This is a genomic window from Methylotetracoccus oryzae (assembly GCF_006175985.1).
Lineage (GTDB): Bacteria > Pseudomonadota > Gammaproteobacteria > Methylococcales > Methylococcaceae > Methylotetracoccus > Methylotetracoccus oryzae.
In genome coordinates this window covers 130,605-142,318 of the sequence record NZ_SRSH01000016.1, presented here as the reverse complement: position 1 = coordinate 142,318, position 11,714 = coordinate 130,605, and the positions used below count along the sequence as shown (strand labels likewise).

11 protein-coding genes are annotated in these 11,714 nt (G+C 62.9%); 4 read left to right on the top strand and 7 right to left on the bottom strand.

The window, feature by feature from the left end; genetic code table 11:
* Window positions 1-416: 416 nt before the first annotated feature.
* From BWR02_RS15960 to BWR02_RS15930, 7 genes are all read right to left on the bottom strand, one after another.
* Window positions 417-1,199, bottom strand: a complete 783-nt coding sequence (locus BWR02_RS15960; protein WP_162560191.1) for a sulfotransferase family protein — start codon at window positions 1,197-1,199, stop codon at window positions 417-419.
* Between the two features lie 405 nt (window positions 1,200-1,604).
* Window positions 1,605-2,291, bottom strand: a complete 687-nt coding sequence (locus BWR02_RS21710) for a winged helix-turn-helix domain-containing protein (protein WP_139558918.1) — start codon at window positions 2,289-2,291, stop codon at window positions 1,605-1,607.
* A 99-nt stretch (window positions 2,292-2,390) separates the two neighbouring features.
* Window positions 2,391-3,053, bottom strand: a complete 663-nt coding sequence (locus tag BWR02_RS15950) for a hypothetical protein (protein ID WP_139558917.1) — start codon at window positions 3,051-3,053, stop codon at window positions 2,391-2,393.
* Window positions 3,053-3,616, bottom strand: a complete 564-nt coding sequence (locus BWR02_RS15945) for a hypothetical protein (RefSeq protein ID WP_139558916.1) — start codon at window positions 3,614-3,616, stop codon at window positions 3,053-3,055. Before BWR02_RS15945 ends, BWR02_RS15950 begins: the two co-directional genes overlap by 1 nt.
* A gap of 501 nt (window positions 3,617-4,117) precedes the next feature.
* Entirely contained in the window at window positions 4,118-4,435 is a 318-nt protein-coding gene (locus tag BWR02_RS15940; RefSeq protein WP_139558915.1) for a HigA family addiction module antitoxin, read from the bottom strand.
* 12 nt (window positions 4,436-4,447) lie between these two features.
* Window positions 4,448-4,729: a type II toxin-antitoxin system RelE/ParE family toxin gene (locus tag BWR02_RS15935; protein ID WP_139558914.1), complete on the bottom strand. Its 282-nt coding sequence runs from the start codon at window positions 4,727-4,729 to the stop codon at window positions 4,448-4,450.
* Between the two features lie 148 nt (window positions 4,730-4,877).
* A complete protein-coding gene (locus BWR02_RS15930) occupies window positions 4,878-5,729 on the bottom strand; it encodes a LysR family transcriptional regulator (protein WP_139558913.1) in 852 nt (283 codons plus the stop codon).
* A 199-nt stretch (window positions 5,730-5,928) separates the two neighbouring features.
* On the opposite strand from BWR02_RS15930, the gene BWR02_RS15925 reads away from it, so the two are divergent.
* The 4 genes from BWR02_RS15925 to BWR02_RS15910 all read left to right on the top strand — a co-directional run bounded on the left by BWR02_RS15925 (window position 5,929) and on the right by BWR02_RS15910 (window position 11,654).
* The gene (locus tag BWR02_RS15925) at window positions 5,929-7,515 is read left to right on the top strand and encodes a DHA2 family efflux MFS transporter permease subunit (protein ID WP_139558912.1); all 1,587 of its coding nucleotides are present in this window, start codon (window positions 5,929-5,931) and stop codon (window positions 7,513-7,515) included.
* Window positions 7,512-8,966 carry an efflux transporter outer membrane subunit gene (locus BWR02_RS15920; RefSeq protein WP_139558911.1) on the top strand — a complete coding sequence of 485 codons (1,455 nt, stop codon included), beginning with the start codon at window positions 7,512-7,514 and terminating at the stop codon, window positions 8,964-8,966. The genes BWR02_RS15925 and BWR02_RS15920 overlap by 4 nt, the downstream gene beginning before the upstream one ends.
* On the top strand, window positions 8,963-10,135 hold the full coding sequence (locus BWR02_RS15915; protein WP_236102314.1) for an HlyD family secretion protein: 1,173 nt from the start codon (window positions 8,963-8,965) through the stop codon (window positions 10,133-10,135). Before BWR02_RS15920 ends, BWR02_RS15915 begins: the two co-directional genes overlap by 4 nt.
* Window positions 10,136-10,313: 178 nt before the next feature.
* The gene (locus tag BWR02_RS15910; protein ID WP_139558910.1) at window positions 10,314-11,654 is read left to right on the top strand and encodes a saccharopine dehydrogenase family protein; all 1,341 of its coding nucleotides are present in this window, start codon (window positions 10,314-10,316) and stop codon (window positions 11,652-11,654) included.
* Window positions 11,655-11,714: the final 60 nt, after the last annotated feature.

Genomic DNA, 11,714 nt, shown 5'->3' with positions numbered 1-11,714 from the left:
GAAGACCTTCTTCAGCGCCTGCTCTTTGAAGCCCTCGGAATACGTTGCTTTCATCATGCTCATGATCCTCTAATCTCCTTTCACTCGGAACATTAGAGGCGACAACTATTCTGACGCCGGGGGGGTTAATTCGAGCCTGGCCCCTTTAATTCCCACACTCTGAGCCGACTCGCTCATCGAGCTTGGCGCAGCCCCCCCTTATGCCGCCTCGCTTGGAACCGGCCCAGAAGCCGGGGGCACGCCTTCTGGTGGTTCGCACATCTCTTCTGGCACCCCATTCCTGATTGTTCTCGCGCGTTGACAAGGCCCCATGGTGGGCGCATCATCGCCGCAACGGGTGGCGGCACCCATTGGATTTCCTATCCGTATCAGGGCAGCTCACTCGCCCGAAATCAGATCGGTACGGAACAACAGTGCTAATCCTCAAGCGGATAGCCGCAATAAAGAAGTTCTTCGGCAATCTCGCCCACCCATACGGGGTTCGCATCGAATTTGGTCGGCGCGAGATCAAAACCCTCACGACGATATTCAGGCCGCATCTTTTCGCTCATCGTGCCGGCCAACATCCCTGGCTGATAACTCAAACCGAGGAAGGCACAGATTTCCTGCAACTCGGGTTCGGGTGCGGCGACCAAGCGCTCGAACTGGATCACATGAAGGGGCCCGCCGGCGACGCGCAACCTCTTCAAGACATTGACGGAAAACTTCCAGGAGATAATAGCCCTGTCGACCGCCCGGCCCGCGCGGACGACCTTGGAGCGCACACATGTTCTGCCGTCACGAAGAATGAAAAGCGTCGGAATTTGTTTAGTGAGTTTCACATAAACGGCGATGGGGTCGCCGTAGTCGACCACGTCCCCGCGCCAAAGTAGCAGACCGAGAACGTGATCCGTCGTGGTCTTGTGTCCCCAATATTTCGCTGGAAACCGAAGCGCGTCGGCCGTGCAAGCATCGAGAAAACGTTGCGTCCGCGCACGCGCGCGCGCCTCTATATCAAGACCACCCGGACTCGCCGCCTCCTCGTCCTTCGGGCGCAAGTTTGGCCTCGAGAACCTTTCCGACACCACATGACATTCCGAATGCGCGCCGATGAGACCCGTGAGCAGACTGGTGCCACTGCGTCCAGCGCCGATGATATGAAAGGAAAACGCGCCGCGCTTCACAGGCACCACTATTTCGAAAAAGGGTAAGAAGTTCACGGCGCAAAAGCGCCCGATGAAATGAGAGGATGTATCCGCTGTGGGGCCCAGTCAACAAATGGAAGGCTCGCGGTCAGGTCTTTAGTTTGCATTTGCGGGTACCCCAGGCCCGGCGTCGCGCCCCGTCCCCACTTCGCACAAACGCGAGAGGTGCCAGGCCCGCGGCCGATTCCGGTCGAGCACCACCAACCGTGGCGGTCTGGCCTCGGGAAGAGGTGGTCTTGTATCCTACAAAGTAAAGACCCGACCCCAATCATCTGTTGGCATGCGAGGCCACTCTCTCGCAGGCGCGTCAAGAAATCGTCCGTGCCGCGTCCTTTCGTATTTCTCCCCGCGAAATCGTATCTGACAGCCATTTCCGCAACCAAACACCGATTCCTATCCATCGGGAAAAACCCCCGTCTTCTAATCTTTCGATCCGTGCATGCCTACAAAGTCAAGAACTGACCCCATGATTCCCCGCTGACCCCATGATTCCCCGCCGTCAATCCCGCCATCACCTGAACCTCCGACGCGCTGGAGGTCTGCACGACTCGCCCCGTAGCCCATCTTGTGCAGGAGGTCGAGGACTATCGTTTCGAAGAACGAAGGAGAGGCAGTTTTCAGTGCGTCGAGCAACTCCGCGGCGACGCTGGATCTTAGCTCGACAATTGCCTCTCCGAGTCGATCATCAGGGCTCGCAGTCACCCTCGCTGAGGACGAATTAGGCAAAGGCGGCGGGGCTATGGGTTGATCGCCGCGCTCTCGAAGGCGTACGTCCATAAATCCAACAGCCAATTGCTCCACATCGGCTGCGGACAGAGGGGGTGCATGGCTCGCCCCAAACTCGACACCTCTGGGTGTGAGTTGCCAGTAGCCGCGACGGGGGCTGCTGGAGAGACCGGCTCGCTTTAGTCGGTCATGAGCCCAGCCAGCGCGGTTCTTGTAAACGGGCTGCGTTCCACTCGGTAGCAGCTCTTGCCGGTCGGCGTCCGATAGCCCGAGAGTTTGCGCGGCTGCCTCATGCGCATCTCGCGCCAAAGCCCCGTTGGGATGGCCAGCAAGATACCGGAGTATCGGTTCAATAAACTTGTCGTAAGTAGGTACTGTCATGAACACGTCCTGTCACATGGCGTCCGCTACTGTGAGGCCCAACGAAAAGTTCATCGGGAGCGTAAGCGATCCGGTGGAACGCCGGGTTGGGCTTTAATCTTATTTCACGATTGAGCAAGCAATGACTATGAGTCCTACCGCTGCTGCAATTCCGTGTAAATATACGAAAACCATTTGTATGCAAAACAGTTTAACGAACCGCTTATCTGGAGAGAGATAATCTTCGATGCCTTTAAACCCGCTCCTTCTCATGTAACTTGAAAGAGGCCAAAAGAATGGATCTGCGATTTCTTTAATCAACTCCCGTGGCGGAGTAGACATTTGACTCATCAGCCTCTGTCCTTGATCCGAGTATAACACTCCCTCCATTTTCTCCACCACTTCGAGTCCTTTCCCAAGCGCCATTCCAATCTGTTTGCTGATCGCTCCAAAAATGAGCGAAGTCGTGAATGATATGAGAAACCATCGCAGACCAATGGAACTTACGATTGTCCCTACTGAATCAAGATTACTTATAAAAAGACCGATAATCGCTGCGACACCGGAAATGGACCATGTGGTTGCCTGCTCCATCGCGTGACTGATGGATACAGTGTGTCGCCAAACTATCTTCTTGAATATCTGTTCGGCTCTGATTGTTTTTCCTTCGTCTGACATTTTACATTCCTTGCCCAACGTTTGACGTGAGGGGCGGCCGGAGCCGCGAAGGGCATTTGCAAGCGCAGCTTGCAAACCGTCCCTCTCGACGGAATTGTTAGCCATTAATCGCCCGTCATCGCCACGTTCCAAGAAACCAATTTTGGCCCTTTGTTGTTACACATCCATCGTTCCACTCCGGCAACGATACCTTCGCCGTCGCCGCGCAGAGCTGCAAATGCGGAAAGAGGTGGGCCCAAACGTTCAAGGAGTGGAAGCAGTGAGGTACCATCGATGCAGCGAACCTCGTAAGTGTGGCTTGAGCTCTGCGTACACTCGCGCTCAATGTGCTTCCAGCACTGGCTATGAAATAGCTGGTTTTCGGGAAGTCGGATCATTGTTTCTGCGTCGTGTGCCGGAGATATGCGCCAACGGTCTTTCAGCCTGTTGCGAGATATACCGACGTAACGAATAACTCCGTCCCCACCTGCGACGAGGTATAAACAAGGAATTCGTGCCTCCCAGATGGCTTTGTTCAGAATGTCATACTTAGCTTGCAACCAAGGGCCAATTCTCGATCCTTTTGCGACGTTGCGTTTCCATCGCTTACCGCCGATGCCATGTATGCGAATGACCGGAGTCGCGGCGTGGAAGATGGCGTAAGCGTGTTCGACTGCTGCTGGATTCATGCGTTCTTCTTCTGTGGATGAGGATTGCTGAGAATGCCTAACAGTGTTCTTTTGCAGAATCTACCTTGGCGGCGCTTCAAAGAATCTGCGTTGAACGAATTAGGCAGAATCCGCAAAGCGTCGGCTCTAGCCGCATTTCCCTTTGTTCCGATTGGATTTATGCCGCGACGAAGCGGGATTAAGCAGAAAGTAGCGCACCCCAGGGGCAAGGTCAATGTGCGGGATTCACGGACGGAGCCTGCGGTTCAGGGCATTCCGAACCTTGGAGGTTTCGGGGTAAGGGGGTCAGGGGGTAAGGGGGTCAGTTCTTTACTTTACACCTGGCGACGCGTCCGGCCGAGCACCTTCAGTATTCCCCTCCTCGCTCTCCCTCTCGCTCTGCGAAGCGAATGAACCGGAGACACTCGCCCTGGCGGTACTTTGGTGCCTGACCCGATACACAAAAGGCGCACCATCCAGTGCACTCATTCGTGAAGCGGCAGCGAAGGCCTTGGTAGCCGCTTAGTTCGCATCGACCCCAGGATTCTCGCTGTGCTTCCATGGAGTGATCTTCGCCAGCGTCTCGGCGAGTGCGTCTTTCGCCAATGCAGCGTCGTAGTCCAACTGTAACCCCATCCAGAAATCATCGGACATCCCGAAAAATCGGGACAGCCGCAGGCCCGTGTCAGCCGTGATAGCGCGAGTGCCTGCAACAATCTCCCCGATGCGGCGTTGTGGAACGCCTATCTCTTTCGCGAGACGGTACTGTGTGATTCCCATCGGCTTGAGGAATTCTTCCATGAGAATTTCGCCAGGATGTGGATAAGGGACGCTGCGCATGCTGGTGCTCGGTCAGTGGTAGTCGACGATCTCAACTCTTGTTGGTCCTTCGGGGGACCATACGAAGCAGATTCGAAATGGGTCGTTGATCCGGATGCTGTGCTGACCGGCGCGATCTCCGACGAGTGACTCCAGCCTGTTCCCAGGTGGAATTCTCAGGTCGTCGAGTGTCGCTGCCCGATTCAGCATCGCGAGCTTGCGCATCGCGACGGCTTGCACGTTGACGAAGCGCTTGATCCTCCTACCCTCGAAGAGATCGGCTGTCTCCCGGCACGCGAACGATACGATGGTCACGCAGGGATAGTACCGTGCGGCATTAGCATCGTGAAGCGTTAGTCTGCGGTGAAAGCCTGCAGGTCGACTGCGTGGGCTGAACAGCCGGGTCGGGTACTCCCTGTCGGACGTCCAGCGGTCCAGATTCAGCTGCCCCCCACCCCCAGATTCATTCCCCGCGCTCCCGCTTCGCGAATTCCCTGAACCAGTCGAGGACCGGGGCCAGCGCCGGCGAGCGGTGATCGCGTGCGGAGACCATGTACGCGGACAGCGTGAAGCGCGGCGTGTCGGGCACCGGGCGGAGTTGCCCCGCGGCCAGCAAGGGCTTGGCGACCCGGAGCGGCAGGAAGCAGGACCCGCCGTTTCGCAGCACCAGTTGCGCGGCCAGCCAGCCGATGTCGGCCTTCTGCGCGGCGGGTTCGAGTTCGGGAAAGCTGTTGCCGTGCTGCGCGTAGAAGCCGGGCCCCCATTCCACGTACACGTAGTCGGGATCGGGCCACGGGGCATCCGGCTTTGAGCTCAGCAGCGCGAGGGTTTCGTCGAACAGGTGTTCCACGTGCAGGGCCGGATCGTGCCGCGGCGTGAACATCAGGCCGAGGTCGAGGCTGCCCTGGATCAGTCGGCGCAGCAACTCGTCCTCGAAGCCGATTTCGCTGCGGATCGACACGTCCGGCAGGCGGCGGCGGAGCTCACCGACCCAGTCGGGCAGCACCGATTCCCACAGCCCAAGCCGGGCGCCGATGACCAGGTTGGCCCGAAAGCGGCTCGGCAGCCCCATCTCGTCGCGGGCCTGTTCCAGGCTGACGATGATCGCCTTGGCATGCTTGACGAAGCGCTGTCCTTGCTGGGTCAGGCTCGCGCCGGTGCGGTTCCGCACGAACAAGGCCGCACCGAGCTCGCTTTCGAGCCGCTGGATACGGCTGCTCACGGTCGATTGGGTCACGTACAGCCGGACGGCCGCTTCGATGAAGCTGCCATGAGCGGCCACGCTCAGGAAGGTCTTGATCTGATCGATGTCCATGGCTTCGTATCGGTATCTCCGATATCAAGGTTTCGAAAGTTTCGCTTTTCCGATATCAAGCCCATCGATATCGTGTCGTGTCAATAACGAATCCGTAGCCAAGGTCACGCCCGATCCGGGTTTGGCGGTGCACGTCAGCGGTGCTTCGCGCGCCTCGCTCCGGGAACACCCGGTGCACCGAACCGGTGGACGCTCGTCGATGCTTCACGAATCCCTACATCGCCTCCGGGGCTGGCGCTTCATCGCTTTCAATCTGTGCCTGGGCTTCGCTCACGTGCTGGTGATCTTCAACGCCGGAGCCTATATCGCGATGCTGCCGCGCGTCGCGGGCGGGCTGGCGATTCCCCCGAGCTTCGCGACCTGGACGCAGACCGACTATATGGTGGCGCTGGCCTTGGCCTATCCGCTCGGCGGCTGGCTGGCGCGGGCCGGCAGCCCCCGGCGGGTCGTGGTTGGTGCCCTGCTCGGTTTCGCCGTGTGCTCATGGCTGTGTGCGCGTGCAGATGCGTTGTATCCGTATCTGCTCGCCCGTATCGGCCTCGGCCTGTGCGGGGGGCTGAGTCTGCAGGCGGGGCAGTCCTTGCTGCTGGATGAGTATCCCGCCGCCCGCAAGAGTCTGGGCATCAGCGTGTGGAGCTTCTTCACGCTGATGCCGTTCAGTATCGGCCCGCCGGTCGGTGGGTGGATCGCGGATACGTTGGGCTGGCGCTGGCTGTTCTGGCTTAACCTGCCGGTGGCCTTTCTCGCGGCGGCCGGCGTCGCCCTGCTGCTGCGCGGGCGGCCGGAATCGCGCGCGGCGCGCAGCCCGTTCGACTGGATCGGCTGCGCGCTGTGTTCCGTCGTCTGGCTCGGCTTGCAGACGCTGCTGAATCAGGGCAATGACCGCGACTGGCTGGCCTCGCACGCGCTGCAGGCGACGGGCTTCGTGGTGGCCGCGGCGGCATGTCTGTGGGTCGTTCATGCCTGGCATGCGCCGCATCCGTACGTGAACCTCCGGCTGCTCGCGAACCGCAATTTCGCGATCGGTGCCGGCGCGCTGTTCTTCGGCTTCTTGTCGTTCCAGGGATTGTTGTCGGCCCTGATCGTGCAGTTGCAGCTCAACCTGGGGTACTCGTCCTGGCTGGCGGGGCTGGTGTTCCTGACGACGGCCCTCTGTGCGAAGCCGGTGGCGGCCGTGATGCATCTCGCGGTGCGGCGCGTCGATGCGCGCCTGCTGGCGAGCCTCAGCCTGACCGGCTTTGCGGCGTGTTACCTGTGGCTAAGCCGCTTTGACGACGCGGCCTCGTTCGCCGCGTTGCTGTGGCCGAAGGTGCTCGAAGGAGCCTGTCTCGGCGCCTTCTTCGTACCGCTGACGACCCTGACGCTGCAGGGGCTGCCCGCCGAACGGCACGGTGCCGCGCTGGAACTGGCGAATCTGATGCGAATTGCATCGGGCGCGATCGGTATCAGCCTGCAAGGGGTCGTGTTGTACCGCCGCACACCTTTCCATTTGCAGCGCTGGGCGGAGGCACGGGATCGATGGGACGGCGCAACCGCGCCGCTGCTCGATGCGTTCATGACGCTCGGTTTCGATGAGGCGCAGGCCGGTGCGCGCCTGATCCGATTCGCCGCACGGCAGGCAGCGATCCGTGCATTGAACGACGGCTTCTGGCTGGCGGGCGGTGTCTGCCTGATCCTGGCGGCGGTGGTCTGGTTCGCCCATCCGCCGGTCAAGGCCGTGACGGAGTCGCGCGCCGCCGCGCTGCGCCGCGACCAGGACGAAGCATCCGCGGAGGAGGCGGTATGACGCTGACCCGCTGGCTCGTGCGACCGCTGGCCCCGATGATGCTGCTGCTCGTCGGGTGCGCGCCCGTGAGTGAACGTCCGGAACGGGCTGCCATGCGGGCCGTTCCCGCCTTCGGTGCGACCGTCGCCGAACTCGCGCCGCAGGCCGCCGTCTCGGGCACTGCCGCCCTCCCGGAGTGGTGGCGTCTGTTCGGGGACAGCGAACTGAACCGGCTGGTCGGCGAGGCGTTGTCCGGCAATCCGGGCCTCAAGACGGCCGAGGCGCGTCTGCGCGAGTCGCAGTCGCTGGTGGATCGTGCCGGAGCCGAGCTTTATCCGACGCTGAGTTCGCGGGTGACGTTCGCGGCCGAACGCTTCTCGGCCACCGACGTGCAGCTCCGGCTGGCCGGCGACAACTTTCGCCACCTGCTGGTCGACCCGCTGGTACTGCGCTACCACCTGGATTTCTGGGGCCAGGATCGGGCCCGCCTGCAGCAGTCGATCGCGCATTCCCTGGCCATCGCGGCGGAGCGGGACGATGCGCGGCTGTTGCTCGCGGCGAGCGTCGCCGCGGCGTATTTCGAGTTGCAGGCCGCCGAGGAACAGGCGCGCCTGGCGCGGGACGTGGTTGCGGACGCCACGGCCTTGCAGGCCTTGGAGCAAAGCCGTTGGGGGAGCGGCCTGACGACAAAGCCGCTGCTGCTGCGGACGCAGGCCGCGGTCGAGGAAGCGGTGCAGCTGTCGGCCGGTACCGAGGCGACGGTGCGTGTGCTGCGGAATCTGCTCGCAAACCTTGCCGGGCAGGGTCCCGACTGGGGCCGGTCGATACGCATCGGCGAGCTTCCGCCGGAATCCGTGCCGGCGCTGCCGGTCGAACTGCCGCTGCATCTGCTGGCGTCGCGCCCGGACCTCCGGGCCGCGCGGCTCGAGGCGGAATCCGCGGCCGAAGCGATCGAGGTCGCGCGCACGGCGTTCTATCCCGACGTCAATCTGGTTGGCTTCGCCGGCTTGCATACCGTCACGCTGACCGATGTGCTGTTTCACGGGTCTAGCCTCGCCTATGCGGTCGGACCGACCGTGACCTTCCCGCTGTTCGAAGGCGGACGATTGCAGGCGGCACTGACCGAGCGCGAGGCGCTCTACGATCTCGCGGTCGAACGCTACAACGACACCTTGCTGCGGGCGGTCCGGGAGACGGCCGACGCGCTGGTCCGGCTGCGCGAATGGGATGCGAAGCTGGACGAACAGGCGCGGCTGCTCGCGGAGACCGAGGAAGCGCAGCGCGTCGCCGAGGCGACGGTCAGCGCCGGACTCGGCGACCGGACTGTCGGGCTGCGGGCCCGGCTCGATGTGCTCGTGATGTGCTCGCGTCTCGCCGAGTTGCGCGGGCGGCGTCTCCGGGCGAGCGTGGCGTTGTGCCAGGCCATGGGCAGCGGGTGGCGCAGGTTGCCGGCGCGGAGCCCGGCCTCGTGACACCCCGGCATTCCGAACCCACGGCGTCGTCGCAACGTCGGTGGCGCGCCGCGCGCCGCCGGCTGTCCAGCACCGCGGCCGTGCTGGCGCTGCTGGGGCTGTGCTTGTGGGGGTATTCCGGGTATCGGGAACGGCGTTGGGTCGGCACCGACGATGCCTTCGTAACCGGGCACGTGATTCCGGTCGAGGTACAGGCCGAAGGCACAGTCGTTGCGGTGCTCGCGGAAAACACCCAGTCCGTCGCGCAGGGCCAGGTGCTGGTCCGGCTGGACGGGCATCATGCCGAGATCGCACTGCAACAGGCGCGGGCGGAGCTCGCGGCGACCGTGCGTCAGATCGCGGCCCTGCAGGCGCGGCAGGAGACGCTGGCCCGGCGCATCGCGGCGCGCACCGCGGCCCTGGAAGCGGTCCGCCACGATCTGGCGCGGTTCCGGCAGGCGGGCCTGGACGGCGCGGTTTCCGAACAGCAACAGCAGAATGCCACGGACAAGATCCTCGAGCTGGAGGCGGCGGTCGGCGAGGTCCGTGCGGAACAAAAGGAACTGTCCGTGCAACTCGGCGCGGCCGGCATCGCGCACCATCCGGCGGTCGAGGCGGCCAAGCAGCGGTTTCGCCGGGCCGCGCTGGACTTCCGGCGCCAGGAAATCCGCGCCCCGGTCGCTGGTGCGATCGCCAGGCGGAAGGTGCAGGTCGGCGACCGCGTCGCGCCGGGCGTGCCGGTCATGGTCATCGTGCCGCTGGATCAGCTTTGGGTCGAGGCCAACGTGTTGGAAGGCGATTTGGCGGGCATCCGGCCGGGACAGGCGGCCGAGATCCGCGTCGATGCCCATCCGGACCGGGTCTACCATGGCCGGGTCGAAGGCCTGAATCCGGGTACCGGGAGCGTGTTCGCCCTGCTGCCGACGGACAATGCCACCGGGAATTTCATCCACATCGCCGAGCGCGTGCCGGTCCGCATTGCGCTGGACCCGCAAGAGCTCGCCCGCGGACCCTTGCAGCCCGGTCTGTCGACCTACACCCGTATTGCGTTGAGTGAATCGCCCGAGCCGTCCCCGCGGACCTCCCTGACCGAAACCAAGACGCCGGCCTACCGCACGTCGGCCTTCGACCGGGAACTGGATGGTCTGGAGGCGATCATCGCCCGAGTCGTGGCCGAGAACAGCCGCTGAAGCGAGGTCTGACGCGTGCCTGTCGTTTTGTGCGGAAGCTTCCCGTTCCCGAGCCTGCTTGTCGCATCGCAGACCGCGCCGGGTCGGGCGGCACACGATTGTTTGGCGGGCAGATGCGGGTTATCTTCCCAGTCAACCAGGGCCGATACGCCCTTCTCACCACGAACGGAGCCGCAGGATGCCAACACGTCCGGATATCGCCCCGGAACCGACGCGAATCGTGTTCTTCGGGCTGGGCGCGGTGGGCTCGGCGTTGCTGATCTGCCTGTCGGAACTGGCCGAGCGCGATGACGTGCCGGTTCGCTTCGTCGTCTACGTGTTGCACCCCGATGCAGCCCGGGATGCCCTGTTCCATGCCGAACGCCTGTTCGACCGCATCGACTTCATCGGTGTCGCGGACTTCTCGCCCGTGTTCGCCTACGACCCGACGCATCATCAGCCGTTGGCCGGCGCGGCGATGCTCGTCAATGCCGCGCTGCCGGAATTCAACGGGCCGATCATCGAACTCGGCCTTCGCCTTGGTGCCCATACGGTCGACCTGGCCTCGGACATGTACGATGCCGTCACCGAGCGCACACTGACGTTCTCACAGTACGACTTCGACGCGGCGTTGCGCGAGCGCGGCATCGCCGCGCTAATCAACCTGGGCATCTCGCCCGGCGTGACCAATTTCCTGATCGGCCGGCGGATGCACGAATTGCTTGCCGCGGACCGGAAGGACCTGGAGGTCGAGAGCATCGACCTCTACCTGCTGGAAGACATCGACTCGGACCAGATCATCTTCTCGTGGTCACCCCTCGTGGCGTTGGAGGAACTGGCCCAGCAGCCGCGCATCTGGAACAAGGGACGGATGCAGGTGCTGGAGCCCTTCACGGCCGCCCGCAACTACGACTTTCCGCACGAGCCGCAACCGATTCGGCAATACCCGCTGTATCAGGAGGAACTGCTGTCGCTGCACCGCTCGTTCCCGGATGTGGACTCGATCGGTGTCTACACCGGCGGCTCGGAGGTCGAACTGGTCAAGGCGCTGTTCCAGCTCAACCTGCTGTCGAAGCGCAGCCTGCCGAACCAGCCGGAGCTGACGATCGAGGCAATGGTCCGCGCCATCCTGCCCGGTATGAACAAGCCGCGGCGTATCGAGGAGCACCTGAGAAACGGCGTGATCCGGCGCACGCATTTCGCTGCCGCGGCGGAAATCCGCATTGCCGAGAGCGTTCGCAACGAGCGTCAGACCGTGATCGAAACCGTGGGGCTGAGCTATCTGCGCTACCGCGATCTGCTGCACAGTCCCTATGCCGGTGCGACCTACATCTCGTATCCCACCGCCGTCGGCGCCGCGATCCTGGCCTGGCACGCCCTGGCCTTCGCTCGCGAGCAGCCGACGCAACTGGTCGGCGTCATCACCGGCGAGGATCTCGCGCGCATCCTGCCGCGCCCGGCTGCAGATGCGATCCGGCGGGACCTCGTCGCCTGGGACATCGACCTGTTCGAGAGCGTGCGTGATGCCTCCGAAACGTGAGCGGGTCGAAGCCGTGCGCGCGCGCCTACGGGCCGCGGCACGGATCCGCCGGGTTTGAGT

What these genes read in the sequence shown, in the direction of transcription:
- BWR02_RS21710 (WP_139558918.1), bottom strand. Translation starts at nt 2,291, where the DNA reads ATGACAGTACCTACTTACGACAAGTTTATTGAACCGATACTCCGGTAT.
- BWR02_RS15950 (WP_139558917.1), bottom strand. Translation starts at nt 3,053, where the DNA reads ATGGCTAACAATTCCGTCGAGAGGGACGGTTTGCAAGCTGCGCTTGCA.
- BWR02_RS15945 (WP_139558916.1), bottom strand. Translation starts at nt 3,616, where the DNA reads ATGAATCCAGCAGCAGTCGAACACGCTTACGCCATCTTCCACGCCGCG.
- BWR02_RS15940 (WP_139558915.1), bottom strand. Translation starts at nt 4,435, where the DNA reads ATGCGCAGCGTCCCTTATCCACATCCTGGCGAAATTCTCATGGAAGAA.
- BWR02_RS15930 (WP_139558913.1), bottom strand. Translation starts at nt 5,729, where the DNA reads ATGGACATCGATCAGATCAAGACCTTCCTGAGCGTGGCCGCTCATGGC.
- BWR02_RS15925 (WP_139558912.1), top strand. Translation starts at nt 5,929, where the DNA reads ATGCTTCACGAATCCCTACATCGCCTCCGGGGCTGGCGCTTCATCGCT.
- BWR02_RS15920 (WP_139558911.1), top strand. Translation starts at nt 7,512, where the DNA reads ATGACGCTGACCCGCTGGCTCGTGCGACCGCTGGCCCCGATGATGCTG.
- BWR02_RS15910 (WP_139558910.1), top strand. Translation starts at nt 10,314, where the DNA reads ATGCCAACACGTCCGGATATCGCCCCGGAACCGACGCGAATCGTGTTC.